Genomic DNA, 24,097 nt, shown 5'->3' with positions numbered 1-24,097 from the left:
TGCGGCACGGCCCGGGCCGTTTCGTCTTTCATCTAGCGCGAGAGATCGTCCGGGTTCTTTGTTCTGACGCAAGCCCGCACCAAGCCGGGCATCCCAGGGAGGATCCATGCTCACCATCTACGGCGTCTACCGCTCGCGCGCCTCGCGCAACTACTGGCTTGCCGGCGAACTCGGCCTTCCCTTCGAAAGCGTGCCGGTCATCCAGGCCTACCGGCTCGACGACCCGCAGGCGGCCGACGCCCCGCTCAACACCCAGTCGCCGGCGTTTCTCACCGTCAATCCGACCGGCCTCATTCCCTGCATCGACGACGATGGCTTCGTCATGATGGAATCGCTAGCGATCAACCTCTACCTCGCCCGCAAGCATGGCGGCCCGCTCTCCGGCCAGACGATCACCGAAGAGGCGGACATGCTGCAATGGACGATGTGGGCGGCAACCGAGGTCGAGCCACATGCCGTGAAGATCATCATGCTGAACAACAGCAAGTCCGCCGAGAGCGAGGAAGGCCGTCTTGCCATCCGCGGCGCCGCGCGGGCGCTGAGAACCTGTTTCAGGCGGCTGAATGCCCATCTTGCCGCCACCGGCCATGTCGTCGGAGACCGCTTCACCGTCGCCGACCTCAACCTTGCGGAGGTCTTCCGCTATGCGATGAGCCAGGAGCAGCTCTTCGACGCGGCACCGAACGTCAAGGCCTGGCTTGCGGCCTGCCAGGCGCGCCCGGCCTTCAAGGCGATGATAGCGACGCGGCTCGCCGAGCCGGAATGACCGCGCCGGCAAAGCCGTCCTCGTCCTCGGCGAGCGCCGCGCGCAGCCAGCGCTTGAACAGCGAAACCTTGCGCGGCTCCGGCACGCCCGGCGCCGTCACGAAATAATAGCCCATGCCGGTTTCCACCCGGATGGGGAACGGTGCGACGAGCCGCCCCTCCTTCAGTGCCCAGGAGGCCAGTACCGGATAGGCCAGCAGCACGCCCTGCCCTGCCAGCGCCGCATCGAGGCAGAGCGAGGCATCGGAAAAGACATGCCGCGCCTTGGGCGGCGGCACGGCGAACCCGGCAAGCGCCAGCCAGCGCTCCCAGGTGAAGGCGTCGTTGCCGTCGACCACGGCCGGTTGCTCCGACAGGTCCTGTGGCGTCCGGATCCCCTCCGCCAGCGCCGGCGCGCAGACCGGGAAGACGACCTGCGGCACCAGGAATTCCGCCGCCACATCCGGCCAGGTGCCCGGGCCGACACGGATGCAGAGGTCGACATCGGAGCGCGCCAGATCGACCAGCGTCGTCGAGGCCTCGATGCGCAGGCTGATATCGGGATGGGCGGCGGCGAAACGGTCGATGCGGTGGATGAGCCAGCGCGAGGCGAAGATCGGCGCGACCGAAATCGTCAGGATCGCATCGTCGCGGCGCTGGGTGGTGGCGACCGCCTCGGAAAGCTGGCCGAAACCTGCCGAAAGCCGCGCGAGGAACGGCGTGCCGAAGGCGGTCTGCTGCAGGCCGCGCGCGGTGCGGTCGAAGATCGCCCGGCCGAGCTGGTCCTCCGCCTTGATGATCTGCTGGCTCACCGCGCCCACCGTTACGCCGAGCTCTTCCGCCGCCGCCTGCAGCGAGCCGAGCCGACCCACCGCTTCCAGCGCCCGCAGGCCGTTGAGATGCACGCGATTGAGGTTTCTCATATAGCTTTTCTATATCCTCATCCTGAACTGCTCGATTGCGGGAACGGCCTTTCAGCGCGATTGTCAGCCATCATCCATGGTAACGAACCACAAGGAGAAGGCAATGTTCAAGATTTTCTCCAGAGCCGCAGAAGCACTGCGTGCCGAGGCCGATGCTGCGGAGGCGCCCGTCTGGCTGCGCGACCCGCTGTCCCATCCCGAGATCGAGGCGATGGATTCGCGCGCGCTCGGCGACCTGCCCTTCGGGCTCTTCCGTACCCCGGCCCTGCGGGCCGAGGCCTGCACCCGGCCACTCTGATCCTCCCCTCGCCGTTCCCCCCGGTCCGGTCTATCCTGGCCGGGGAGGATGGCACATGCCTGAAGACACGATCGAAGCGCTCCTGGCGCGGCTCCAGCGCCTCGCAACAGGCCTGCCGGGCGCCGAGACGGGCACATCCTACGGCACGCCCGCACTCAAGGTGGCGGGAAAACTCTTCCTGCGCATCAAGGATGCCGAGACCTTGGTCTTGATGGCGCCGATGGACGAGAAGGAGCGCCTGATCGAGATGGCGCCCGAAATCTACTATGAAACGGACCACTACAATGGTTGGCCGGCCCTCCTCCTGCACGCCGCCGCGATCGACGATGCGGAACTGCGGCAGCGGATGACCGAGGCCTGGCGCCTCAAGGCGCCTGCGCGGCTGCGCAAGCTGTTGGCGTAGGATCTTACGGAGCAATCGCCGGGGATGCGCGGTCTCATCGAGTGAAAAAGGCCCCTCATCCCGCTGCCGCGACCTTCTCCCCGCAGGCGGGGAGAAGGAGTTGCCGCACCGCTTTCCCGAAACGGCGCCAATTTCCCAGACATTTCCGCCCGTTCCTTCTCCCCGCTTGTGGGGAGAAGGTGCCGGCAGGCGGATGAGGTGCGGGACGCCAGTCTCCGCGCAGTCCCTCGCCCGCCCTCAGCCGCCCGACTGGTCCATGTGCATGAACTCCCAGACATTGCCGTTCGGATCCTGGAAGGAGCAGCCGTACATCGGGCCGAACTCGATGTTCGGCTTCCATTCGCGCCCGCCAGCGGCGAGCGCTTTCGCCTTGATGTCGTCGACCTCCTGACGGCTCGCGGCGGAAAGGCAGGTCAGCACCTGCGTCGCCTCCTCGGGATCGCCGACCTTGCCCGTGACGAACTGGGCGAACTTCGGCTCCGTCAGGTGCATGACAAAGATGTTGTCGTCCACCACCATGCAGGCGGCGGTTTCGTCGCTGTAGGCCTCATTGAAGGAAAAGCCGAGGGCGCCGAAGAAACGGCGGGTCGCGGGCAGGTCCTTGACGAGCAGGTTGACGAAGATCATGCGCATGAACGTTCTCCTTGGTTTGCCATGTCGCGGGCGCCGCCGGCGGCGGATCGCCCGTTATGCCACAAGGACGGATCACCGCGCCCCTTCCCGACAGGGACCTGCAAAAATTATGCAGCCGCCGCGCAGCCCGGCACGTCCTCCAGCCGGTGCCAGACCGGAATGCCGCGCTCGCGGGCGATGCGCACGTCGTTGTCCGCCCCCTTGGAGTCCCCCGGAAGGCGCAGCACGCCCTCGCAGAGTTCGAGCAGGCGGTGCGCCGTCGGGTAGAAAATCTCCTCGTGCAATGCGTCGCCCACCGTCTCGCCCCCGGCCGCATGCCAGACGGGCAGCGCCACCCATTCGCCGATCATCGGCACATGGCCCGCCTTGAACAGCGCATAGGACGGCGCCTCCAGCCGCTTCAGGTTCTCCGTCATCTTCACGGGATCGTCTCCGGTGCCCGAACGATAGGGGCCGGCAATCAGGATCAGCATGTCTTACTCCTTACCATTGATGCATGAAATATCCGGAATTTTCTGGATATTTCATGATTATTCGTGTAATTTCGTGCAGAGTCAAGATGGAGCACAGATATGCTGACCAGCCAGAGAAAGACGCTGATCGCCCAGCGTCTCGACCGCGACGGCGAGATCGTCGCAAAGACGCTCGCCGCGGAACTCGACCTGTCGGAGGACACGATCCGGCGGGATCTTCGGGAAATGGCGGCGGACGGCCTACTCAAGCGCGTGCATGGCGGCGCGCTGCCGCTCGCTCCACCGCTGCCGGATTTTTCGGCGCGACAGGCGGTGGCGACGGACGAGAAGACCGCGCTCGGCGCGCGCGCGGCGGCGATGATCGAGCCCGGCCAGGTGATCTTCCTCGATGGCGGCACGACGACGGCGGCGCTTGCCCGCCTGCTGCCGCGCAATTTCGCCTTCACGGTGGTGACGCACAGTCCGACGATCGCCTGCGAGCTCGAGCGCCACCCGACCGCCGAGATCGTGCTGATCGGCGGCAGGCTCTACAGACATTCGATGGTGTCGACCGGCGCCATGGCGCTGGAGGCGATACGCGGCCTGAAGGCGGATCTCTACTTCATGGGCGTGACGGCCGCCCATCCGACGCACGGCTTCACCACCGGCGACATGGAGGAAGCCGCCACCAAACGCACCATCGCCGAGAACGCCGCAGCGACCTGGGTCCTGCTGACGCGCGAAAAACTCGGCTGCGCCTCGCCCTGGAAGATCCTGCCGCTCGCCGCCGCCACCGGCCTCCTCCTCCCACCCGGCCTGCCGCCGGAGACGCTTGCCCCCTACCGGGAAGCGGGGATGGAGATCATCGACGCCTGATCAGGCCGCGAAAGCGTCCGTGACGCGGACGTCGCCGACATGAACGCCGTTCCAGTTCGACATGGAGCGGTTGGCTTCGGCCATCAGAGCGGCGTGGAGGGCGGGCTCGTCGGCGAAGAAGCGGGCGAGCGTGGCGGCGACCATGCTTTCGGCGGCGCGGGTCGTGCCGTCCTCACATTTGAGGGCGATGGCGATGCCCTTTTCCGGGATGGCCGCGCAGAAGACGCCCTCGGCGCCGGTCTTGGCGAAGATGCGGCCGGGAGCCGTCTTCATCAGCCGCGTGCAGGCCCGCTTGGTGCCGGCGACGTAGAAGGGCTCGGCCATACACGCCTCCATCAGCCGGCGCGCGGCCTTCGCGCGCTCAGGGGCAAGGCCGGTGCCGGTCGCCATCTTGGCAAAACCGTGCGCGAGGCTCTTCAGCGGCATGGCATAGGTGGGGATGGAGCAGCCGTCGACGCCGCAATTGTCGGTCGCGAGCGCAGCGCCCGTCAGGCTTTCCATGACGCCGCGGATCTCCGCCTGGACCGGGTGCTCGTAGCGCACATAGCCCTTGAGGTCCTTGCCGGTGTGGCAGGCGGCGCAGACGAAGCCGGCATGTTTACCAGAGCAGTTGTTGTGGAGCGCACTCGGCCGCTCGAGGCCGCGCGCCTGGCCGATCAGCACCGGCTGCTCGAAGGACCAGTGGGCGCCGCATTCCAGGACGCTCTCGTCGACGCCAGCGGCGGCCAGCATGGCACCGGCAAGGCTTGCATGCTCCGGCTCGCCGCTGTGCGAGGAACAGGCGAGCGCCAGTTCCCTGTTGCCGAAGCCGTAGGCGTCCGCCGCGCCGCTTTCGACGAGCGGCAGCCCTTGCATGGCCTTGCAGGCCGAACGCGGGAAGACGCCGGCCTCGATATCGCCCTGCGAAAACACCACCTTGCCATCGCCGTCGACCGCGACGACCATGCCGCGATGGCGGCTTTCGACGAGATTGCCGCGGGTGACTTCGACAAGGACGGGGTTTGCCATGTTCATGCCCTCAAATTTCCGGTTTCCGGTGCGGTATTATCCGAAAACCTGGGTCCGCACACGCGATTTCGGAGGTGCCGCGCATGAAACTGTTGAGGAATGTCCTTGTCCTCTTCCTCGTGATCTACCTCATGCCGGCGCTCGCCTCGGCGGGCTACTGGTACATCAAGGACCGGCCGCAGAACTGGCGGGAGGCGAACTGGAAATCCGCCGGCATCCTGCCCGGGGCCGAAGACACGCCACAGGCGACGATCCACATCTTCTCCGCCGCGACGGGCGGCCTCAAGGGCGCGGTGGCGAGCCACGCCTGGATCGTCACCAAGGAGGCGAACGCCGGAAGCTACAACCGCTACGACAAGGTCGGCTGGGGCACGCCGGTGCGCAAGAACGGCTATGCGCCGGACGCCTTCTGGTACTCCAACACGCCCCGCGTGGTGGTCAGCGTCAGCGGCGAGGAGGCGGCGCGGCTGATCCCGAAGATCGAGAAGGCCATCGCGGCCTACCCCTACTCCAAACCCGGTGGCTATCGCATCTGGCCGGGGCCGAACTCCAACACCTTCGTCGCGCATGTGCTGCGCTCGGTGCCGGAACTCGGCGTGGTGCTGCCGCCGGACGCGGTCGGGCGCGACTACCTGCCGGAGGGCAGGATCTTCGCGATCGATCCCGACGGCAAGGACGTGCATGCGACGCTCTACGGCCTCGTCGGCATCTCCGCCGGCCTGCGCTCCGGGCTGGAGCTGCACATCATGGGCCTCGTCGCCGGCGTGGATTTCTACCGCCCGGCGATCAAGATCCCGGCGATCGGACGCATCGGCGTGTAGCGCCGTCCGCCCGAATCCCCCCTTTACAGATACGCCACCTCGCAAGCCGCAACGCGCGCGGGATCGGCAATGGAATCGATTGCGATGATGTGATCGCCCTCCACCTTCATGAGCACGACGAGCTTGAGCGCGCCGCCGAGAATGACGGCGAGGCCGAGCTGGCCGTCGATGAGCGCGAGCCTTGCCGCCTTCGCCTTGCCCTTGAAGTTGGTCGCCACGGCCTGGGCGCCGTGCATTTCCGCAAGCGAGCCGAGCCGGACGGCATCGGCGTCCGCATGGAAGACGACGTCGGGATCGAGCACGGCGAGCAGGCCGGAAAAATCACCGTCGCGCGAGGCGGCGAGGAAGGCCGCGACGACGTTTTTCCGACGGTCGTAATCGGCGGACGGGGTTTCCGGCAGGCCCTGCACGCGGCGGCGGGCGCGGCTGGCGAGCTGGCGGGCGGCGACGGGCGAGCGGTCGACGATGCGGCCGATCTCCTCGAAGGGCACGTCGAACATGTCGTGCAGCACGAAGGCGAGGCGTTCGGCCGGCGCAAGGCGCTCCAGCACGACGAGGAGCGCAAGGCCGACCGAATCGGCAAGCGCCGCCTGCTCGTCGGCCGCCGCGCCGGGATCTGCGTGCTGGACCGCGCCGTCCTTGCCGTCGATCGGCTCCTCGCGCCGCCGGGCGCGGGCGCGCAGCATGTCGAGGCAGATGCGGCCGACGACGGTGGTCAGCCAGCCGCCGAGATTGTCGATCTCGCCGCCGCCCGCCCGCTCCAGCCGCAGCCAGGCCTCCTGCACCGCATCCTCGGCCTCGCCCTGCGAGCCCAGCATGCGCAGCGCAACGGCGCGCAGGCGCCCGCGCTCGGCCTCGAAACGGTCGGTCCAGAAACTTTTTTCGCGCATCGGTCACACTCCTTCGTCCAGCGGCGTCATGGCCATGACGAACGAAGCCGCACCGGTGTGACAGGGCTCGCTGCCGTCGATGCTGAAAACAAATCAAGGAGTGATGAAATGCAATCCCGTATGACCAATATCGTTACCGTGCTGCCCGACGTCATGAAGGCCATGCAGGCGCTGCAGGGCGCTGCCCAGAAGACGGAACTGCCGGAAAAGACCGCCCATCTCGTGCATCTGCGCGCCAGCCAGATCAACGGCTGCGGCTTCTGCGTCGATCTGCACCCGCGCATCATGAAGAAGGCCGGCGAGAGCGACCGGCGCATCCTCTCCGTCGCCGCCTGGCGCGAGGCGCCGTTCTACACGGACGCGGAACGGGCCGCTCTGGCGCTGACCGAGGCTCTGACGCGCATCGCCGACCGCGAGGAGCCGGTGCCGGATACGATCTGGAACGAGGCTGCCCGGCACTATGACGAAAAGATGCTCGCCGCGCTGGTCGTCGAGATCGCGGCGATCAACGTGTGGAACCGCTTCAATGTCGCGACGCGGCAGGTGGCAGGGGAATGGAACCCGTAAGCCCCGGCGAAGCCTGCCTCACCTGCGCGTCGGCCCTTCCCCGACCCGGGAAGGGCCGACGAAGGCCACCGCCGCGATTGCCGTTTCTGCAAGGCCATGCTTTCATACCCGCCAATCTTTCAGGGGCGAGCGACGCATGGCCGAGCAAGGTTCCCAATCCAGAGCAGCGATCGCTCTTGCGGTTGTTGCCGGCTTCCTGATCCTGCGCTGCCTGTGGAGGGTGTTCATCCCGGGCACCGAATTTGCCCTGCCGCCATGGCCCCTCGTCTCGGTCATCTTCGACATTCTCGTGATGATCGCGCTTTTCATCCTGAAGCCCATGGTGCCGGCCGCCACGGCGGGGTCTCCGGCCTATGTCCGGCACGCGACGGCGCTGTTCATCGGCGGCATCATCGCGACCGTGATCATGGTGCTGATCAGGGTGTCCAGTGATCGCGGCTGGTGGACCGGGCATCTGATGTAGGTCTGCCTCCGCTTCTACCGAGCAGCTTTTCATCGGCATCGGCCACGCCCCGCGCCTGACCGCTCCTCTTTCACCCAAAAGTCACGGCTTGAACTGCCGTGTGCCCCATGCGAGGTCTTCGGCCTCGAATTCGCAAGGCCTATCCATGTCCGACAGTGTCACGATCCCGAAGGATGCCGCACCGCGGCTTTCCAGCCTGTTCTCCCGCGCCTATCTGTTCAGCACGCTGATGCTCGGCGGCGGCATCATGCTGCATGCGGTGGAGACCTATATCACCGCCACGCTGATGCCCTCGATCGTGCGCGATATCGGCGGCCTTTCGCTCTTCGCCTGGGCGACGACGATCTATGTGGCGGCTTCCGTGCTCGGCTCCACCTTCGTCGCCGTGCGGCCGGAAAGGGTGACGCTCAACCATTGCTACAGGGCCGGCGCGCTGCTCTTCGGCATCGGCAGCCTCGTCTGCGCCGTCGCGCCGACCATGGAGACGGTGCTTGCCGGCCGGGCGGTCCAGGGGCTCGGCGCGGGCTTCCTCGTGGCGCTCGGCTATGCCTTCATCCGCCATGTCTATCCCGAACCGCTGTGGAGCACGGCTTCGACGCTCTATGCCGCGGCCTGGGGCATCGCCACCTTCCTCGGCCCGACGATCGGCGGCATCTTCGCCGCCGGCAGCGCCTGGCGCGAGGCCTTCGCGCTGCTCGTGCCGCTCTCGGTGCTGATGACCGTCGCCGCGCCGCGGCTGCTGCCGTCGGGCGAAGGCGAGCGCGTAACGACGAAGACGCCGTTCCTGCAGATCGCACTGCTCGTTGCCGCCGTGGTGGTGCTGTCCTTCGCCAGTTCCGTGGCGGCGCCGGTGCTGCGCGGCGCCTTTGCGGCGGCCGCCGTGCTTGCGGTGCTGGCGACGGTCGCGATCGAGCGCCGGGCCGAGGGACGGCTGCTGCCGGCGGGCACGATCAGCCTCGGCTCGCCGCTCGCCCGCGTCTACCTCATCATGCTCTTGCTGCTGGTGACGATCTGCTCGGATATCTACATTCCCTACTTCCTGCAGGTGCTGCATGGCGTGAGCCCGCTCGTCTCCGGCTATCTCGTGGCGCTGCTGGCGCTGGGCTGGACCATCGCAGCCTTCGCCACCGCCGGCCTCAAGGGGCGCCGCGCCAACCGGGTGATCGTCGCGGGCGCGCTGATCGAGACGCTGGCGACCGTCCTCCTCGTCGTCGCGCTCGCCCGGCACAATCCGGCAAGCGGTCTCGTGCTGCTCACGATCGCCACCGTCTTCATCTTCCTCATGGGGTTCGGCATCGGCATGGGCTGGGCGCATCTCGTCACCCTCGTTCTGCATCTTGCGCCGCCCGGCGAGACGGACATGGCCTCGGCGGCGATCACCACCATGCAGGCGCTGGGGGCCGCCTTCGGCGCGGCGCTTGCCGGCGTCATCGTCAATTCCACGGGCCTCGTGCACCCCGGCGGCGTGGACGGGGCGTTGACGGCGGCGCGCTGGCTCTATGCGCTGCTCGCCCTGCCGGCTGCCGTGGGCATCCTCCTCGCCCTCCGCCTTCCCGCCGCAAAGGGCACGGCGGCGGGTTGAGGATTTGTTAACGGAAACCGAGGGTCTTCGTTGCGACCCCGCCACCTTCTGCCACAAACAATGGCGATCGTCCGGTGTGACACCCGACGATTCGGTCACGAGAAGGAAACGGCGGGTGAAACGCAACGACGGGCACAGGTGGCCGGGCGGGAGCGGCATGACGCATGTCGATGCGATCCTGCCGCTCGCCCTCATCCGGGACCGGGCCACAACGGATCTCATACTGTCCGGGCTCGACGCGTCCGGCGTCGCCTTCGCGCTGTTTTCACCGGAGGACGAGCTTTCCTATGCCTCGATGGTCTTTCGCGCGCTTTTCGACGTACAGCCGGGCGCCCGCACCTTTGCCGACATCATGCGCCACTGCCATGCCAACGGTGTCGGCCCACGGATGAGCGGACCGATCGATGCCTTCCTGGACATGGCCCATGCCAAGCGGCGCAGCCGCCCGCAGCGCGCCTTCGAGATCGACATCGGTGACGACCGCTGGTTCCTGGTGAACGAGACGCTTTTGGGCGACGGCTGGCTGTGGAGCGTCTTCACCGACATCACCATGCTCAAATCCAACGAGCGCATGCTGCAGATCGCCCGCGACGCGGCGCAGCTTGCCGCCGACACGGACCCGCTGACGGGCCTCCTCAACCGCCGCGCGGCGATGGCTAGGCTGGACGCGGAAATGCGGATCGCCTTTCGCGACGGTGCGCGGCTCTCGCTCGCGCTTATCGACCTCGATCATTTCAAGGCGATCAACGACCGCTATGGCCATGCCCGGGGTGACGAGGTGCTCCGGCATTTTGCCGCGGCGGGACGGCAGCAATCGCGCGCCGGCGATCTCTTCGCCCGGATCGGCGGGGAGGAATTCCTCATGCTGATGCCGGGCGCCGGTCTTGGCGAGGCGATGCACGCCATGGAGCGCCTTCGCTGCCATGTGGCGCGGGCAGAAGACCGTGCCGGCCCCGGCTGCGCCTACACCATGTCGGCGGGCGTCGCGGAATTCTGCGGCAATGCGGTGGAGGACCTGTTCGAGCGGGCCGACCGCGCACTCTACAGCGCCAAGCGCCTCGGCCGCGACCGCATCGAGCAGGCGCCTTGAGCCGCCCCGCGCCGAGGCGGCGCCGCTTCGGCCGGAAACGCGCTACTCGAAGGTCAGCATGATCTTTCCGATATGATCGCCATGCTCCATCATGCGGTGGCCGGCGGCCGCCTCGCTGAACGGCATGACGGCGTGGATGACGGGGGCGATGCGCCCCCCCTCCAAGAGCGGCCAGGCCTTCTCCAGAAGCGCGTCGCGGATCTCCTGCTTTTCCGCCGCTGTGCGCGGGCGCATGGCCGAGCCCATCAGGTGCAGGCGCTTCTGCAGGATGGGCGCAAGGCTCACCTTCTCCGCGAAGGTGCCGCCGAGGAAGGCGATGATCGACAGGCGCCCGTCGCGGGCGAGCGACTTCAGGTTCCGCTCGAAATAGGCCGCGCCGATCATGTCGAGGATGACGTCGACGCCGGCCCGGCCGGTCTCCTCGGCAATGACGGCGCAGAAATCCTCGCTGCGGTAGTTGATCGCCCGGCTGGCGCCGAGATCGACGCAGGCGGCACACTTCTCCGCCGTGCCGGCCGTCGTGAAGACGCGTGAACCGAGCGCGCTGGCGAGCTGGATCGCCGTCGTGCCGATGCCGCTCGAACCGCCGTGGATCAGCACGCTCTCGCCGGGCTTCAGGCCCGCCATCATGAAGAGATTGGCCCAGACGGTGAAGAAGGTTTCCGGCAGGGCCGCGGCCTGCACCGCGTCAAAACCCTTCGGGAACGGCAGCGCCTGGCCGGCCGGCACCGCGCAATATTGCGCATAACCGCCGCCATTGGCCAGCGCGCAGACCCTGTCGCCGAGCGTGTAGCCGGTGACGTCCTCGCCGAGCGCCACCACTTCGCCGGCGATTTCGAGGCCGAGAATGGGGCTGGCATCGGGCGGTGGCGGATAATCGCCCTTGCGCTGAAGCACGTCCGGCCGGTTGATGCCGGCGGCCGCGACGCGCACGAGAATCTCGCCGCGCTTCGGCTGCGGCGTGCGGCCCTCCATCACCACGAGATTGTCGGGGCCGCCATGTTCGCTGAGCCCGACATGGGTCATGGATGAGGGAAGTGACATGGGCTTATCTCCAGGCAGGCATGAGGTGGCGCTCTCTTGCGGCGATTCTAGCCGAAAGCGCGAATCTTTTGAATCGCTTGCGAGGGTTTGTGCGACAGAAACGTTACCGGCGGATATGCCAAGTTTCGGCCGCAAAGCCCTGAAATTCCGGCCGTTTCGCGACAGTCAGAATTAAATCTTGTTAATTTGAAAACGGATTTTTCCGGGCCTACCGTCCATCTCGAAGCCGGGGAGCGCCGGCGGCTCCACCCCCAGGGGGCCGCGACACGACGCTTCCGGACGGTTTCACAGCGCCCCGCCCGGGGCCAATTCAGGACGACACAGATGCGTGTTCTTCTTTCCAATCTCGCCATCGTCACGGTTCTCGCCACCCCGGCGCTTGCCCTCGCCGCCCAGACGGCGACCGGCACGGTCAAGGACTACAACAAGGCGTCGATGTCTCTGACGCTTTCCGATGGCACCGTCTACCAGCTTCCCAAAGGGTTCCACGATCCCGGGCTGAAGGCTGGCGAGAAGGTGTCCGTCTCCTTCGACATGTCCGGCAAGAACCACGAGGCGAAGACGGTGAAGATCCTTCGCTAACGTGGCAGGGGCAGGCTCGAAGGGGCCTGCCCTCCTGTATCAACGGAGGGCGGCCCCCTGCCCTGCGTTCGCGGATGCCGAGGACAGCACGAGCCCCCCGTCGCTGCCCTTGGCATCCGCCTTCAGGCCGGCGATGCGGCTGCTGATCAGCCCCGCCTCGCCGATCACCTCCCCCTCCGGCAACACGAGAACGACGGCCGAGCAGCGCATCAGCGGAAAGGTCGTCTCCTGGCCGGCGCGGTCGCGGCCGCGGATCTCTCCGGCCAGCCGATCCTCCGGCGAATAGAGCGAGCGCACCTCGCGGGTGAAATCGGCCAGCAGCCGCTCCAATACCTCCCGCACCGCCTCGACGGAACGTCCGGAAACGCCCGCGAAGAAATCGTCCCCCCCGACATGGCCGATGAAGACGTCCTCGCCGACGAAATCGCGGCGCATCAGCGAGGCGAAGAGCGAGAGCGCAAGGTCCCCCTTGTGGAAGCCGTAGTGATCGTTGAACGGCTTGAAATTGTCGAAATCGAAATAACACAGGCATCGGGTCTGATCGCCGTCGAGCGCCTTGTCCTGCAGGTAGTCGCGGATCGAGCGGTTGCCGGGAAGGCCGGTCAGCGGGTTCTGGTCCTCCGCCGTCTTCAGGCGCTTCTCGTTGATGATCTTCAGGAGCGAGGAGGCCGAGAGGATGCCGGCATACCGCAGGTTCTCCGTCAGGATCACGCATTCGTTGCCGCCCATGCCGGTGAAGACGTCGAGCAGCTGTTCGGCGGGCGTGTCGAGATCGGCGATCGGCGCCATGGTGACGAAATGCGACAGGCTCTTCTGGTAGAGTTTGTTCTTCAGGAGATCGCGGCCGAAGGGGTGATAGGAGAGCTCCTTGACGTGGTATTCGTGCAGGATGCCGCGCGGCTCGTCATTGGCGTTGAGCACCGGAAAGAAGGTGCGTTTCGGATCGCGCCGGAAGAATTCGAAGACCGATTCCAGGCTCTCGTTCTCACGCAGCACCGCGACCTGCTCGATCTCGCGGCGAATGAGGATGCTGTCGAGCGTGCGGGAGGAGCGGCGCCGCCCGCCGGCCCGCGCGACCTGCGCATAGACCGGGCTCAGCGCCGAAAAATCCGTGACCGGACGCGACACGAACCAGCCCTGCACGAGATCGCAGCCGGCATCGCGGCAGGCGATGAACTCCGCCTCGCTCTCCACCCCCTCGGCGATGACGCGGATGCCGAGCACGTGGGCGGCATTGACGGTGTTGCGCACGAGATGGCGCCGGCGCGCGTCGCTCTCCATGCCGGAGATGAAATGACGGTCGATCTTCAGGTAATCGACCGGGTGGTCGCAGAGCAGCTTCAGGCCGTTGTGGCCGACGCCGAAATCGTCGATGGCAAGCTTGAAACCGGCAAGGCGCAGCTTGCGGACGAGCACGGCGAATTCCGGCAGCGTGTCGTTATCGAAGCGCTCGGAGATCTCGAAGCAGATCGAGGAAGCCGGAATGCCGGCGCGAGCGAGATGCCCGGAGAGCCGGTCGACGAGATCGGCGCCGTCAGGCACCAGACGGGAATCGAGATTGACGAAGAGTGTACGCGAGCGGAAGTCCGGCAGCGCGGCGAAGGCAGCGATGGCGCGGCTGTTGACCATGTGCTCCAGCGCCAGGAGCTGTCCCGCCTCGTGCGCCCGGTCGATCAGGTCGAGCGGCGAGCGGAAGCCGAGGCGATCGAAGCCGCGCATCAGCGATTCGTAGCCGAAGACCGCCCCTGTCGCAGCCTCGACGATCGGCTGGAAGGCCGTTTCGATGACCAGCTTGGCGAGCGTGACGATCTCGCCATCCCCGAAGCGGCGAAGGGCAAGCAGTTCGGCGGCGGACATGCGCGGCTCCGAGACGTGGACGTTGCCGCGAAGTTTCTCCGCCGAGACCTGAAAAAATCGTTTCCGTACTGTGACAGTTCGGTGAAATCTCAATGACTACAAGGAGTTGAAAAAGAACTCCCTCATATAGGCAGAGCCAGCAGCAAGGCGCCGCCACCGATCATCAGGACGGCGATCCAATGGGCCGTGGAAAGCTGTTCGCCGAGGAACAGAACGGCGAAGATGGCGACCAGAACGACGGAAAGCTTGTCGACCGGCGCGACCTGGGCGGCCTTGCCGATCTGCAGCGCGCGGAAGTAACAAAGCCAGGAGGCTCCGGTCGCAAGGCCCGAGAGAATGAGGAAAATCCAGCTCCTTGCCGGCACCGAGCCCGGCGCCTGCCAGTTCCCGGCCAGCGTCAGCATGAGGGCGAGCACCAGGAGGATGACGACGGTGCGCACGAAGGTCGCGAAGTCGGAATTGACCTCGGAGATGCCGATCTTGGCGAAAACTGCCGTCAGCGCGGCAAAGACCGCCGAGCCGAGCGCCCAGACCTGCCAGGACGTCAGGAACGCCTTCACATTGCACCTCCTGCGAGCATAAGACGTGAAACTGCAAGTCCCACCGCCACGGCGAGCAGCGAAAAAATTACCGATGCGCCGACATAAAGCGCCGCCAGCCCCGCTTCGCCGCGCTCCCAGAGCAGCGCCGCATCGAGCGAGAAGGCGGAAAAAGTGGTGAAGCCGCCGAGGATACCCGTCGTCAGGAACAGCCGCATCTCCTGCGGCAGGTGACCGCGGAAGGCGAAGACACCGGCGATCAGCCCCATCAGAAGGCAACCGAGCACGTTGATGGCGAGCGTGCCGGCGGGAAAGGCCGTGCCGAACAGCCGGGCGGCCAGCACATTCACCCCATGGCGCCCGGCCCCGCCGATGCCCGCGCCGAGAAAGACGATCAGATAGCTCATGTGCGTTGCCCTCACAGTCCGTTGATGCGACATCCGGACAACAAAAAACCGCCCTCGGGCGGTCGCAGAACATGCTCCCGCCGCCGACGGCCATCGCTGGCCGGTCTTGGCAGGAGCTATCAGCCGGTCAAACGGCGGTTGTCGGGGAGCTCCATCCCCATCCCACGCGATTTTTCTAGGCCTTGCCGTCCCGCCTGTCAAACGCCACCCCACCGGCACCCGGCGGGGCGGCTGAACGGGTGGCTACTTCCGCAGCGCCAGGCCGAAGGCGATCAGCGCCCAGCCCTGCATGGCAAGGTCGAAAGCGAGGAACAGGCCGAGCAGCCAGAGGCTGTTGACCGGCCAGCCGATGAGGAAGACGAGGCCTGCGAGCGCCGTGACGATGCCGCCGGCAAGCAGCCAGCCCCAGCCCTTTTCCGGCCGGACCCGCAGGGCCGCGAAGATGCGGAACAGCCCCGCGACGAGGAGCGCGGCCGCCATCAGCAGGGTCAGCACGGCCGAGGTCAGCACCGGATTGACGAAGGCGAGCACGCCGGCGGCAAGATAGAGCAGCGCACTCAGCGCCCAGGCGATCGTCTCCCGCCAGGCCTTGACCTGGAAGGCATGGGCGAGATGCACCGCGCCGCCGACGATCATCAGCATGCCGACATAATAGACCGAGGCGACCGTCGCCCAGAAGAGATTGGCCGCGGCGATGCCGCCGAAGACGAGCAGGACGACGCCGAGCGCGACGAACCAGCCCCATTTTGCGCGCACGTCCGAGAGGGGGTTCATTCCGGGAGAGAGGACCATGTTGCACCTCGAAAGAAGAATGAAAACAAAGGCAGGCTAACACGGAACGCTCCCTCTTCGCGACAGCGAATTGACGCAGCGTGAAGCGCAAAGATTTTTATTGATTGATCGATCAATTAAAAATACCCTTGCAGAAAATCAGGAAAACGCCATGCCGAAAGTTGGAATGGAGCCGGTGCGCCGCAAGGCGCTGGTGGACGCGACGCTGAGGGCGGTCGGCGATCATGGCTCGCTGGCTGTCACCATGTCGGAAATCGCCCGCCATGCCGGCGTGTCCCCCGCCCTTGCCCATCACTATTTCGGCTCCAAGGAACAGCTCGTCATCGAGACGATCCGCAGCCTGCTGCGCCAGCTGCGCACCGATGCGGTGGCGGCGCTCGGGGCGGCGGAAACGCCACGGGAACGGCTCTCGGCGATCATCCGCGTGAACTTCCAGGCGCACCAGTTTGCGCCGGAAACGGTCGCCGCCTGGCTTGCCTTCTATACCGAGGCCCAGCGTTCGGAAGCGGTGCGCCGTCTCCTCGTCGTCTATGCACGGCGGCTGAACTCCAATCTCCTGTCGAGCCTCAAGCAACTCTGCCCGGCCGGGACCGCGGGGGAGATCGCCGACGGGGCGGCAGCAATGATCGACGGGCTCTACCTGCGGCAGGGCCTGAGATCCGCGCCGGTCAGCATCGAATCCTCGATCGCGCTGACGGAGAGTTATGTGCAGGCGCAGCTGGCGGCATCAGATGCGGCCGGGGTTGTCGCAGGATCGCCCCCGCCCGCCGCAGGGCGGCGGCCTTCCGTCGCCGCGCAGCGATAGAACTGTCAAAACCTCGCTTCCCCTTCAAGGATCCGCCCGTGACCGCCAGCAAGCCGAACATCCTGATCATCATGGTCGATCAGCTCAACGGAAAGTTCTTCCCGGACGGGCCGGCGGATTTCCTGCATGCGCCGCACATGAAGGCGCTCGCGGCGCGCTCGGCGCGCTTCCGCAACAACTACACCTCTTCCCCGCTCTGCGCGCCGGCCCGCGCCTCCTTCATGGCCGGCCAGCTTCCGAGCCGCACGCAGGTCTATGACAACGCCGCCGAATACATCTCCTCGATCCCGACCTTCGCCCATCACCTGCGCCGCGCCGGCTACTACACGGCGCTGTCGGGCAAAATGCACTTCGTCGGGCCGGACCAGCTGCACGGCTTCGAGGAGCGGCTGACGACGGACATCTACCCCGCCGATTTCGGCTGGACGCCGGATTACCGCAAGCCGGGCGAACGCATCGACTGGTGGTATCACAATATGGGGTCGGTGACGGGCGCCGGTGTTGCCGAGATCACGAACCAGATGGAGTATGACGACGAGGTCGCCTTCCTCGCCAACCAGAAGCTCTATCATCTCTCCCGCGAAAACGACGACGACGCGCGCCGCCCCTGGTGCCTCACCGTCTCCTTCACCCATCCGCATGACCCCTACGTGGCGCGGAGAAAATTCTGGGATCTCTACGAGGACTGCGCGCACCTTCTGCCCGAGGTCGGCATGCTCGAGAGCCAGGACCCGCATTCCGCCCGCATCCTGCATTCCTGCGACTATGCCAAATTCGCCATCAGCGGCGAGGACGTGCGCCGCTCGCGCCAGGCCTATTTCGCCAACATCTCCTATCTCGACGAAAAGGTCGGCGAACTCGTCGATACGCTGACGCGCACGCGCATGCTGGAAAAAACGCTGATCCTCTTCTGCTCGGATCACGGCGACATGCTCGGCGAGCGCGGCCTGTGGTTCAAGATGAACTTTTTCGAGGGTTCGGCCCGCGTGCCGCTGATGATTGCAGGCCCGGGTGTTGCGCCCGGCCTGCACCTTGCGCCGACGTCGAACCTCGATGTCACGCCGACGCTCTGCGACCTCGCCGGCATTTCCATGGAAGAGGTCATGCCCTGGACGGACGGCGAGAGCCTCTTGCCGATCATCAACGGCGCCGAGCGGACCACGCCCGTGCTGATGGAATATGCGGCCGAGGCCTCCTATGCACCCGTCGTCGGCATCCGCGAGGGCAAGTGGAAATACATCCACTGCGAACTCGATCCGGAGCAGCTTTACGACCTCGACGCCGATCCGCTGGAGCTGACGAACCTTGCGGCCTCCGACGATCCCGTCATCAGGGCGACGCTCGCCGCCTTTAGGCAGATGCGCGAAGCGCGCTGGGACATGGAGGCCTTCGACGCGAGCGTGCGCGAAAGCCAGGCGCGGCGCTGGGTGGTCTACGAAGCGCTGAGGAACGGGGCCTATTATCCCTGGGATCACCAGCCGCTGCAGAAGGCATCCGAACGTTACATGCGCAACCACATGAACCTCGACAATCTCGAGGAATCCAAACGCTACCCGCGGGGAGAATGAGATGAAAGCCCAACCGAAAGCCTCGCACTTCATCGACGGCGACTATGTGGAAGACACCGCCGGCACGCCCTTCGACAGCATCTACCCCGCCACCGGCGAGGTGATCGCCCGCCTCCACGCCGCAACGCCGGCCATCGTCGAAAAGGCGATCGCGTCCGCCAAGCGCGCGCAGAAGGAATGGGCTGCGATGAGCCCGACCGCGCGCGGCCGCATCCTGAAGCGCGCCGCCGAGATCATGCGCGAACGCAACCGCGCGCTTTCCGAACTCGAAACGCTCGACACGGGCAAGCCGATCCAGGAGACGATCATCGCCGATCCGACTTCGGGCGCCGACGCCTTCGAATTCTTCGGCGGCATCGCGGCCGCCGGCCTCAACGGCGACTATATCCCGCTCGGCCAGGATTTCGCCTTCACCAAGCGCGTGCCGCTCGGCGTGTGCGTCGGCATCGGCGCCTGGAACTATCCGCAGCAGATCGCCTGCTGGAAGGGCGCGCCGGCGCTCGTCTGCGGCAATGCCATGGTCTTCAAGCCTTCGGAAAACACACCGCTCGGCGCTCTGAAGATCGCAGAAATCCTCATCGAGGCCGGCCTGCCGAAGGGTCTCTACAACGTCATCCAGGGCGACCGATCCACCGGCCCGCTGCTCGTCAACCATCCTGACGTCGCCAAGGTCTCGCTGACCGGCTCCGTGCCGACGGGCAAGAAGGTGGCGGGGGCAGCCGCCTCCGACCTCAAGCACGTCACGATGGAACTCGGCGGCAAGTCGCCGCTCATCGTCTTCGACGATGCCGATCTCGAAAGCGCCATCGGCGGCGCGATGCTCGGCAATTTCTATTCGACCGGCCAGGTCTGCTCGAACGGCACCCGCGTCTTCGTGCAGAAGGGCATCAAGGACAGGTTCCTGTCCCGCTTGAAAGAGCGCACGGAAAAGATCGTTATCGGCGACCCCATGGACGAGGCGACGCAGCTCGGCCCGATGGTCTCGAAAGCCCAGCGCGACAAGGTTCTGGACTATATCGAAAAAGGCAAGGCCGAAGGCGCGACGCTGCTGACCGGCGGCGGCATTCCGAACGACGTGTCGGGCGAAGGCACCTATATCCAGCCGACCGTTTTCGCCGACGTCACCGACGAGATGACCATCGCCCGCGAGGAAATCTTCGGCCCCGTCATGTGCGTGCTCGATTTCGACAGCGAGGACGAGGTGATCGCGCGCGGCAACGCCACGGAATTCGGTCTCTCCGGCGGCGTCTTCACGACGGATATCACCCGCGCCCACCGCGTCGTCGACCAGCTCGAAGCCGGCACGCTCTGGATCAACACCTACAACCTCGCCCCCGTGGAAATCCCCTTCGGCGGCTCCAAACAATCCGGCTTCGGCCGCGAGAACTCGCTGGCGGCGCTGGAGCACTATTCCGAGCTGAAGACGGTGTACGTGTCGATGGGCAAGGTCGAGGCACCGTATTGAGGGGTTGCCCCTCACCCTAGCCCTCTCCCCGCAAGCGGGGAGAGGGAACGTGCCTTACGCACGTCCAGAGAACGGAAAACGGCGCGGCACATCCCTTCTCCCCGCCTGCGGGGAGAAGGTGGCGGCAGCCGGATGAGGGGCATTTTAGGGGAAAGCGAAGTTCACCATGCAGAACGCAGACTACATCATCATCGGCTCCGGCTCCGCCGGCTCGGCGATTGCCTACCGGCTCTCGGAGGACGGCAAGCATACGGTCATGGTGCTGGAATATGGCGGCTCGGATATCGGGCCGTTCATCCAGATGCCGGCAGCACTTGCCTGGCCGATGAGCATGAAGCGCTATAACTGGGGCTACCTTTCCGAGCCAGAGCCGCACCTCAACAACCGCAGGATCACCGCGCCGCGCGGCAAAGTGATCGGCGGCTCGTCGTCGATCAACGGCCTTGTCTATGTGCGCGGCCATGCGGAAGACTTCAATCGCTGGGAGGCGCTCGGCGCGCAGGGCTGGGCCTATGCGGACGTGTTGCCCTATTACAAGCGCATGGAGACCTCCAGCGGCGGCGAGGCCGGCTGGCGCGGCACCGACGGGCCGCTGCATGTGCGGCGCGGGCCGGTGACGAACCCGCTCTTCCACGCCTTCATCCAGGCCGGCAGCCAGGCGGGCTTCGAGCTGACGGAGGACTACAACGGCTCCAAGCAGGAAGGTTTCGGCCTCATGGAGCAGACGATCCATGACGGCCGTCGCTGGTCGGCGGCGAACGCGTATCTGCGCCCCGCCATGAAGCGGCCGAACGTCTCGCTGGTCCGCTGCTTTGCCCGAAAGATCGTCATCGAGAACGGCCGGGCCGTCGGCGTCGAGATCGAGCGGAACGGCAAGATCGAGGTGGTGAAGGCGAACCGCGAGGTGATCGTCTCCGCCTCCTCCTTCAATTCGCCGAAACTGCTGATGCTGTCGGGCATCGGCCCCGGCCAGCACCTCAAGGACATGGGGATCGATGTAAAGGTCGACCGGCCGGGCGTCGGCGCCAACCTGCAGGACCATATGGAATTCTATTTCCAGCAGGTCTCGACCAAGCCGGTCTCGCTCTATTCCTGGCTGCCCTGGTTCTGGCAGGGCGTGGCGGGGGCGCAGTGGCTTCTCTCCAAGGGGGGCCTTGGCGCGTCCAACCAGTTCGAGGCCTGCGCCTTCCTGCGCTCCGCGCCGGGGCTGAAGCAGCCGGATATCCAGTATCACTTCCTGCCCGTCGCGATTTCCTACGACGGCAAGGCGGCGGCCAAGAGTCACGGTTTCCAGGCCCATGTCGGTTACAACCTTTCGAAATCGCGGGGCAGCGTGACGCTGCGCTCGTCCGATCCGATGGCCGATCCGGTCATCCGCTTCAACTACATGAGCCACGAGGAAGACTGGATCAAGTTCCGCCATTGCGTGCGCCTCACCCGCGAAATTTTCGGCCAGCAGGCGTTCGACGAATTCCGCGGGCCGGAAATCCAGCCGGGCGCGAAGGTCGAGACGGACGCGGAGATCGACGCCTTCCTGCGCGAGCACTTGGAGAGCGCCTATCACCCCTGCGGCACCTGCCGCATGGGCGCGGCGAGCGACCCGATGGCGGTGGTCGATCCGGAAACGCGCGTCATCGGCGTCGAGGGTCTTCGCGTCGCGGACAGTTCGATCTTCCCGCATGTCACCTACGGCAACCTCAACGCGCCGTCGATCATGACCGGCGAGAAGGCAGCCGACCACATCCTTGGCAGGCAGCCGCTCGCCCGCTCCAACCAGGAGCCTTGGACGAACCCGCGCGCGGCGGTGAGCGACCGGTAAAAAGTTCGGAACCTTAATGGTTGCAAGGGGTTGAGGCGGGCAATCGCCTCAAAGGGGGACCCTGTGGCAATCTACAAAAAGGTTTCGCATCGTCATATCCGCAAGGAGACCGACCTCGTCGTCACGCTGATCGAGGGCCTTGGCGGTCCCTGCGCTTTCCTCACCGACCCGGCACAGGGCCGCGACACGATCCCCATTCCCGTCGAGGAGGCGCTCGCCGGCGCAGAGCAGGTGATCGCCGGCGCGCCGGCACCGCGCGAGCTGGTCGTCGTCGACGAGGAGGATCTCTGGGACGAGCGCTGGGGCACCCTGACGCCTGACCCCGAGCGCACGATCAGATGAAGGCGATCCAGCGCCCTGCCAACACCGCGCCGATCCAGACGGCCAGCGACAACAGCGCCTGCGCGCGCACGAGAGGCGGCACGCTGTCCGTCGCGATCACCCCGCGCCACGCGCCGCGGGCGTGCAGAACAACCGCATTAAGGACGCCGAGGGCGATGAGCGCGACCTTGGCGAGGAAGGCGGGGTTTTCGGCGTATTCCTGCGGACGCACGGAGAAGAGAGAGAGGCCGGTCGCGACCGCCGCGGCAACGCCGATCCCTGCCGTGCGTGACAACAGCGGGCCGATGGTCGCGACCGGCGGTGCCTTGAGGGCACCGATAAGGCGCAGATCGAGCGGCAGGATGGCGCCGACGATGAGGCCGATCGCCAGGATGTGAGCGGCGTTAACGAGGAGATAGAACGTGCCGGACGCCTTCAGCGCGGCGGCGACCGGCGTCGTCGAGAGCCAGGCGAGCGCCTCCATGCCCGCCTCGTCAGTTCGTTTGAATGCGCTCGGGATAGATGTCGAAGACTTTTCCGGCAACGGTGATGCGCACGGCCTTCATCCGCTTTTCCGCCTGGTCGAGCGAACGGTTGCCCAGGACGACGATCGTATCGCCGGGCTTTGCCGAGTCTTGGGCAAAGCCGGACCGCTGCGTCTGGCGCGGATTGCCGAGTTCGATCTTCCACACCCCGTCCGAGGCCGTTTCGACGTCCAGCGAGGGGTGCGGCGGCGCGATCGACACGGTGCGGATCGTGCCGGTGAGGTCGCTCTGCGCCTCTTCGGCCCAACCCCAGCCGTGATGGGCGAAGGCGGCGAAAGCGGTCATCGACGCGGCAGCGGCAAGGACGACCATTCTGGTTGTTGCAGCTTGCATGGCATTTTCCTCTGTCGGTTCTGCCCCGACAGACAGGATACACGCCTCACCGGGTAAGGCTGTTCAAGGATGGTTGAACGGCCTTACCCAAATGAAAAGGCCGGGCAATCGCCCGGCCCTTCCTGTCCGCTTCCGACCGGAGGCTCAGAAGAAGAAGAAATCGTTGGCGTGAAGGTCTGCCTTGTCGATGCCTTCGAGCTTGATGCTGTTCTTGCCGTATTCGATGACGAGATCGCCTGACTTTTCGGTGGCGTGCGAAAGCACGTCGTTGAAGTTCGACAGGACCGACTTGTCGAGGCGGATCACGTCACCCTTGGCGCTGCCGCCCTGGAAGTCGGTGATCGTGTCGTTGCCCTGGCCCTTCTTGAAGATGAAGACATCGTTGCCGGAGCCGCCGGTCAACCTGTCATTGCCCGTACCGCCGTCGAGCGTGTCGTTGCCGGTCCCGCCCGAAAGCTTGTCGTTGCCGGAATCGCCATAGAGCTTGTCATTGCCCGAGCCGCCGGAAATCGTGTCGTTGCCGCCGCCGCCTTTCAGCGTGTCGTTGCCGTTGTTGCCGGAGATCTTGTCGGCCTTGCCGAAACCGGTGAAGGTATCGCTGCCGGTGCTGCCGGAGAACTCGATGGCATTTGCCTTGAGGATCTTTTCGAGGCTGGTCGTCGCGCCGCCATCGGTGTTCTTGCCGCCCATGATGTCGCTCAGGATCTTGCCGCTGAGGGTCTTGTCCGTCACGTTGAGGCCGGTGATCTCGATATCGGAGACCGACTTGAAGCGGGAACCGACGAGCTCGACCTTATTGCCGAAGGTGATTGCGTTCAGCGAGCCGGAGATCTTGTGGGTCGCCAGATCGTAGTCCCACTTCGCCTTGCCGGAGGTGAGCACGACGCCATAGTCCTTGGCATTGGTGCTGGCGTATTGCGTGCCGCTCATGGCCATCGGGTCCGTGCTGTTGAAGGAGCCGTAGCCATCGCGGAGGTAGGTCTTGTCGAAGTTGGTGAGGTAAGAGCCGAAATTGATGCCCTTGCCATCCTTGTTCGCATCCTTGACCGAAATCTTGATCGCCATTTGCTCGTTCCTTCCTGTCGGGCGCACGCGCGCATAATACCTGAATTTGATACTCAGCTATTAAATCTGATTTTTTATGTCAAGTTTTTTAAAGCCCCCCTCGGCGTCGATCCAAGGCGGCAGGATTTCTGCCCGTGGCGCGAGATGGAGAGATATTTGCTCCCGCGCCGGTGTTTCAGAAATCCGTTTTGCTGTCTCGCCGGGG

Annotated in this window: 28 protein-coding genes and 1 riboswitch; of the genes, 15 read left to right on the top strand and 13 right to left on the bottom strand. The window is 65.7% G+C overall.

Annotated features, from left to right (window positions below):
- Positions 1–106 precede the first annotated feature (106 nt).
- On the top strand, positions 107–766 hold the full coding sequence (locus P9A16_RS08940; protein ID WP_023511891.1) for a glutathione S-transferase family protein: 660 nt from the start codon (positions 107–109) through the stop codon (positions 764–766).
- Here P9A16_RS08940 and P9A16_RS08935 read toward each other — a convergent pair.
- Positions 726–1,667: a LysR substrate-binding domain-containing protein gene (locus P9A16_RS08935; RefSeq protein WP_024271214.1), complete on the bottom strand. Its 942-nt coding sequence runs from the start codon at positions 1,665–1,667 to the stop codon at positions 726–728. The two genes, P9A16_RS08940 and P9A16_RS08935, sit on opposite strands and share 41 nt — an antisense overlap.
- A 103-nt stretch (positions 1,668–1,770) precedes the next feature.
- Here P9A16_RS08935 and P9A16_RS08930 point away from each other — a divergent pair, with 103 nt between their 5' ends.
- Positions 1,771–1,965 (top strand): hypothetical protein, encoded by a 195-nt coding sequence (locus P9A16_RS08930; RefSeq protein WP_023515003.1) that lies wholly within the window; start codon positions 1,771–1,773, stop codon positions 1,963–1,965.
- Positions 1,966–2,020: 55 nt separating this feature from the next.
- Positions 2,021–2,368 (top strand): MmcQ/YjbR family DNA-binding protein, encoded by a 348-nt coding sequence (locus tag P9A16_RS08925; RefSeq protein WP_023515002.1) that lies wholly within the window; start codon positions 2,021–2,023, stop codon positions 2,366–2,368.
- Positions 2,369–2,605: 237 nt separating this feature from the next.
- Here P9A16_RS08925 and P9A16_RS08920 read toward each other — a convergent pair whose 3' ends face one another.
- Both P9A16_RS08920 and P9A16_RS08915 read right to left on the bottom strand, forming a co-directional pair.
- Complete coding sequence (locus tag P9A16_RS08920) at positions 2,606–3,001, bottom strand: VOC family protein (protein ID WP_023515001.1); 396 nt, start codon at positions 2,999–3,001, stop codon at positions 2,606–2,608.
- 107 nt (positions 3,002–3,108) lie between these two features.
- On the bottom strand, positions 3,109–3,474 hold the full coding sequence (locus P9A16_RS08915; RefSeq protein ID WP_023515000.1) for a hypothetical protein: 366 nt from the start codon (positions 3,472–3,474) through the stop codon (positions 3,109–3,111).
- Between the two features lie 99 nt (positions 3,475–3,573).
- On the opposite strand from P9A16_RS08915, the gene P9A16_RS08910 reads away from it, so the two are divergent.
- Entirely contained in the window at positions 3,574–4,329 is a 756-nt protein-coding gene (locus P9A16_RS08910) for a DeoR/GlpR family DNA-binding transcription regulator (RefSeq protein ID WP_023514999.1), read from the top strand.
- Here P9A16_RS08910 and P9A16_RS08905 read toward each other — a convergent pair whose 3' ends face one another.
- Complete coding sequence (locus P9A16_RS08905; RefSeq protein ID WP_024271215.1) at positions 4,330–5,337, bottom strand: asparaginase; 1,008 nt, start codon at positions 5,335–5,337, stop codon at positions 4,330–4,332.
- A gap of 83 nt (positions 5,338–5,420) precedes the next feature.
- Between P9A16_RS08905 and P9A16_RS08900 the strand changes: the two genes are divergently transcribed.
- Positions 5,421–6,158 carry a DUF3750 domain-containing protein gene (locus tag P9A16_RS08900; RefSeq protein ID WP_023514997.1) on the top strand — a complete coding sequence of 246 codons (738 nt, stop codon included), beginning with the start codon at positions 5,421–5,423 and terminating at the stop codon, positions 6,156–6,158.
- Positions 6,159–6,181: 23 nt separating this feature from the next.
- Here the strand turns inward: P9A16_RS08900 and P9A16_RS08895 are convergent, their stop codons facing one another.
- Positions 6,182–7,048, bottom strand: a complete 867-nt coding sequence (locus P9A16_RS08895; protein ID WP_024271216.1) for a sigma-70 family RNA polymerase sigma factor — start codon at positions 7,046–7,048, stop codon at positions 6,182–6,184.
- 108 nt (positions 7,049–7,156) lie between these two features.
- Here P9A16_RS08895 and P9A16_RS08890 point away from each other — a divergent pair, with 108 nt between their 5' ends.
- The 4 genes from P9A16_RS08890 to P9A16_RS08875 all read left to right on the top strand — a co-directional run bounded on the left by P9A16_RS08890 (position 7,157) and on the right by P9A16_RS08875 (position 10,750).
- Positions 7,157–7,615 (top strand): carboxymuconolactone decarboxylase family protein, encoded by a 459-nt coding sequence (locus P9A16_RS08890; RefSeq protein ID WP_023515725.1) that lies wholly within the window; start codon positions 7,157–7,159, stop codon positions 7,613–7,615.
- Positions 7,616–7,751: 136 nt separating this feature from the next.
- Entirely contained in the window at positions 7,752–8,078 is a 327-nt protein-coding gene (locus tag P9A16_RS08885) for a hypothetical protein (protein WP_023515726.1), read from the top strand.
- Positions 8,079–8,223: 145 nt separating this feature from the next.
- Positions 8,224–9,660: an MFS transporter gene (locus P9A16_RS08880; protein WP_278025649.1), complete on the top strand. Its 1,437-nt coding sequence runs from the start codon at positions 8,224–8,226 to the stop codon at positions 9,658–9,660.
- Between the two features lie 157 nt (positions 9,661–9,817).
- Positions 9,818–10,750: a sensor domain-containing diguanylate cyclase gene (locus P9A16_RS08875; RefSeq protein ID WP_050743492.1), complete on the top strand. Its 933-nt coding sequence runs from the start codon at positions 9,818–9,820 to the stop codon at positions 10,748–10,750.
- 42 nt (positions 10,751–10,792) lie between these two features.
- On the opposite strand, the gene P9A16_RS08870 is transcribed toward P9A16_RS08875, so the two are convergent.
- On the bottom strand, positions 10,793–11,794 hold the full coding sequence (locus P9A16_RS08870) for an NAD(P)H-quinone oxidoreductase (protein WP_023514433.1): 1,002 nt from the start codon (positions 11,792–11,794) through the stop codon (positions 10,793–10,795).
- Positions 11,795–12,118: 324 nt separating this feature from the next.
- Here P9A16_RS08870 and P9A16_RS08865 point away from each other — a divergent pair, with 324 nt between their 5' ends.
- Positions 12,119–12,376, top strand: coding sequence for a DUF1344 domain-containing protein (locus tag P9A16_RS08865; protein ID WP_023514432.1), 258 nt, complete (start codon positions 12,119–12,121; stop codon positions 12,374–12,376).
- 39 nt (positions 12,377–12,415) lie between these two features.
- Here P9A16_RS08865 and P9A16_RS08860 read toward each other — a convergent pair whose 3' ends face one another.
- From P9A16_RS08860 to P9A16_RS08845, 4 genes are all read right to left on the bottom strand, one after another.
- Positions 12,416–14,233, bottom strand: coding sequence for a GGDEF domain-containing protein (locus tag P9A16_RS08860; protein WP_023514431.1), 1,818 nt, complete (start codon positions 14,231–14,233; stop codon positions 12,416–12,418).
- Positions 14,234–14,355: 122 nt separating this feature from the next.
- A complete protein-coding gene (locus tag P9A16_RS08855) occupies positions 14,356–14,793 on the bottom strand; it encodes an EamA family transporter (RefSeq protein WP_023514430.1) in 438 nt (145 codons plus the stop codon).
- A complete protein-coding gene (gene crcB, locus P9A16_RS08850) occupies positions 14,790–15,179 on the bottom strand; it encodes a fluoride efflux transporter CrcB (RefSeq protein ID WP_023514429.1) in 390 nt (129 codons plus the stop codon). Before crcB ends, P9A16_RS08855 begins: the two co-directional genes overlap by 4 nt.
- Positions 15,180–15,282: 103 nt before the next feature.
- Positions 15,283–15,347: riboswitch (Fluoride riboswitch) on the bottom strand.
- Between the two features lie 75 nt (positions 15,348–15,422).
- A complete protein-coding gene (locus P9A16_RS08845) occupies positions 15,423–15,971 on the bottom strand; it encodes an HdeD family acid-resistance protein (RefSeq protein WP_023514428.1) in 549 nt (182 codons plus the stop codon).
- A gap of 151 nt (positions 15,972–16,122) precedes the next feature.
- Between P9A16_RS08845 and betI the strand changes: the two genes are divergently transcribed.
- The 5 genes from betI to P9A16_RS08820 all read left to right on the top strand — a co-directional run bounded on the left by betI (position 16,123) and on the right by P9A16_RS08820 (position 21,970).
- Positions 16,123–16,776, top strand: a complete 654-nt coding sequence (betI, locus tag P9A16_RS08840) for a transcriptional regulator BetI (RefSeq protein WP_023514427.1) — start codon at positions 16,123–16,125, stop codon at positions 16,774–16,776.
- A 38-nt stretch (positions 16,777–16,814) separates the two neighbouring features.
- Positions 16,815–18,344: a choline-sulfatase gene (gene betC, locus P9A16_RS08835; protein WP_023514426.1), complete on the top strand. Its 1,530-nt coding sequence runs from the start codon at positions 16,815–16,817 to the stop codon at positions 18,342–18,344.
- Between the two features lies 1 nt (position 18,345).
- A complete protein-coding gene (betB, locus tag P9A16_RS08830) occupies positions 18,346–19,809 on the top strand; it encodes a betaine-aldehyde dehydrogenase (protein ID WP_023514425.1) in 1,464 nt (487 codons plus the stop codon).
- A gap of 166 nt (positions 19,810–19,975) precedes the next feature.
- Positions 19,976–21,628 carry a choline dehydrogenase gene (betA, locus tag P9A16_RS08825; RefSeq protein ID WP_023514424.1) on the top strand — a complete coding sequence of 551 codons (1,653 nt, stop codon included), beginning with the start codon at positions 19,976–19,978 and terminating at the stop codon, positions 21,626–21,628.
- A gap of 63 nt (positions 21,629–21,691) precedes the next feature.
- Positions 21,692–21,970 carry a hypothetical protein gene (locus tag P9A16_RS08820; protein ID WP_023514423.1) on the top strand — a complete coding sequence of 93 codons (279 nt, stop codon included), beginning with the start codon at positions 21,692–21,694 and terminating at the stop codon, positions 21,968–21,970.
- On the opposite strand, the gene P9A16_RS08815 is transcribed toward P9A16_RS08820, so the two are convergent.
- From P9A16_RS08815 to P9A16_RS08805, 3 genes are all read right to left on the bottom strand, one after another.
- Entirely contained in the window at positions 21,963–22,433 is a 471-nt protein-coding gene (locus P9A16_RS08815; protein WP_023514422.1) for a DUF6644 family protein, read from the bottom strand. The genes P9A16_RS08820 and P9A16_RS08815 overlap by 8 nt on opposite strands.
- A 10-nt stretch (positions 22,434–22,443) precedes the next feature.
- Positions 22,444–22,806 (bottom strand): DUF6152 family protein, encoded by a 363-nt coding sequence (locus P9A16_RS08810; protein ID WP_081870711.1) that lies wholly within the window; start codon positions 22,804–22,806, stop codon positions 22,444–22,446.
- A gap of 165 nt (positions 22,807–22,971) precedes the next feature.
- Entirely contained in the window at positions 22,972–23,892 is a 921-nt protein-coding gene (locus tag P9A16_RS08805) for a calcium-binding protein (protein WP_023514420.1), read from the bottom strand.
- Positions 23,893–24,097 lie beyond the last annotated feature (205 nt).

This window comes from Shinella sp. 838 (genome assembly GCF_029623935.1).
Classification (GTDB): Bacteria; Pseudomonadota; Alphaproteobacteria; order Rhizobiales; family Rhizobiaceae; genus Shinella.
The sequence above is the reverse complement of the archived record's forward strand: the minus strand, read 5'-3'. Positions and strand labels throughout refer to the sequence as shown.

What these genes read in the sequence shown, in the direction of transcription:
- P9A16_RS08880 (WP_278025649.1), top strand. Translation starts at nt 8,224, where the DNA reads ATGTCCGACAGTGTCACGATCCCGAAGGATGCCGCACCGCGGCTTTCC.
- betA (WP_023514424.1), top strand. Translation starts at nt 19,976, where the DNA reads ATGCAGAACGCAGACTACATCATCATCGGCTCCGGCTCCGCCGGCTCG.
- P9A16_RS08870 (WP_023514433.1), bottom strand. Translation starts at nt 11,794, where the DNA reads ATGTCACTTCCCTCATCCATGACCCATGTCGGGCTCAGCGAACATGGC.
- P9A16_RS08905 (WP_024271215.1), bottom strand. Translation starts at nt 5,337, where the DNA reads ATGGCAAACCCCGTCCTTGTCGAAGTCACCCGCGGCAATCTCGTCGAA.
- P9A16_RS08920 (WP_023515001.1), bottom strand. Translation starts at nt 3,001, where the DNA reads ATGCGCATGATCTTCGTCAACCTGCTCGTCAAGGACCTGCCCGCGACC.
- P9A16_RS08935 (WP_024271214.1), bottom strand. Translation starts at nt 1,667, where the DNA reads ATGAGAAACCTCAATCGCGTGCATCTCAACGGCCTGCGGGCGCTGGAA.
- P9A16_RS08815 (WP_023514422.1), bottom strand. Translation starts at nt 22,433, where the DNA reads ATGGAGGCGCTCGCCTGGCTCTCGACGACGCCGGTCGCCGCCGCGCTG.
- crcB (WP_023514429.1), bottom strand. Translation starts at nt 15,179, where the DNA reads ATGAGCTATCTGATCGTCTTTCTCGGCGCGGGCATCGGCGGGGCCGGG.
- P9A16_RS08930 (WP_023515003.1), top strand. Translation starts at nt 1,771, where the DNA reads ATGTTCAAGATTTTCTCCAGAGCCGCAGAAGCACTGCGTGCCGAGGCC.
- P9A16_RS08915 (WP_023515000.1), bottom strand. Translation starts at nt 3,474, where the DNA reads ATGCTGATCCTGATTGCCGGCCCCTATCGTTCGGGCACCGGAGACGAT.
- P9A16_RS08845 (WP_023514428.1), bottom strand. Translation starts at nt 15,971, where the DNA reads ATGGTCCTCTCTCCCGGAATGAACCCCCTCTCGGACGTGCGCGCAAAA.
- P9A16_RS08910 (WP_023514999.1), top strand. Translation starts at nt 3,574, where the DNA reads ATGCTGACCAGCCAGAGAAAGACGCTGATCGCCCAGCGTCTCGACCGC.
- P9A16_RS08810 (WP_081870711.1), bottom strand. Translation starts at nt 22,806, where the DNA reads ATGGTCGTCCTTGCCGCTGCCGCGTCGATGACCGCTTTCGCCGCCTTC.
- P9A16_RS08865 (WP_023514432.1), top strand. Translation starts at nt 12,119, where the DNA reads ATGCGTGTTCTTCTTTCCAATCTCGCCATCGTCACGGTTCTCGCCACC.
- P9A16_RS08875 (WP_050743492.1), top strand. Translation starts at nt 9,818, where the DNA reads ATGACGCATGTCGATGCGATCCTGCCGCTCGCCCTCATCCGGGACCGG.
- P9A16_RS08895 (WP_024271216.1), bottom strand. Translation starts at nt 7,048, where the DNA reads ATGCGCGAAAAAAGTTTCTGGACCGACCGTTTCGAGGCCGAGCGCGGG.
- P9A16_RS08890 (WP_023515725.1), top strand. Translation starts at nt 7,157, where the DNA reads ATGCAATCCCGTATGACCAATATCGTTACCGTGCTGCCCGACGTCATG.
- betI (WP_023514427.1), top strand. Translation starts at nt 16,123, where the DNA reads ATGCCGAAAGTTGGAATGGAGCCGGTGCGCCGCAAGGCGCTGGTGGAC.
- P9A16_RS08900 (WP_023514997.1), top strand. Translation starts at nt 5,421, where the DNA reads ATGAAACTGTTGAGGAATGTCCTTGTCCTCTTCCTCGTGATCTACCTC.
- betB (WP_023514425.1), top strand. Translation starts at nt 18,346, where the DNA reads ATGAAAGCCCAACCGAAAGCCTCGCACTTCATCGACGGCGACTATGTG.
- P9A16_RS08885 (WP_023515726.1), top strand. Translation starts at nt 7,752, where the DNA reads ATGGCCGAGCAAGGTTCCCAATCCAGAGCAGCGATCGCTCTTGCGGTT.
- P9A16_RS08925 (WP_023515002.1), top strand. Translation starts at nt 2,021, where the DNA reads ATGCCTGAAGACACGATCGAAGCGCTCCTGGCGCGGCTCCAGCGCCTC.
- P9A16_RS08805 (WP_023514420.1), bottom strand. Translation starts at nt 23,892, where the DNA reads ATGGCGATCAAGATTTCGGTCAAGGATGCGAACAAGGATGGCAAGGGC.
- P9A16_RS08860 (WP_023514431.1), bottom strand. Translation starts at nt 14,233, where the DNA reads ATGTCCGCCGCCGAACTGCTTGCCCTTCGCCGCTTCGGGGATGGCGAG.
- P9A16_RS08940 (WP_023511891.1), top strand. Translation starts at nt 107, where the DNA reads ATGCTCACCATCTACGGCGTCTACCGCTCGCGCGCCTCGCGCAACTAC.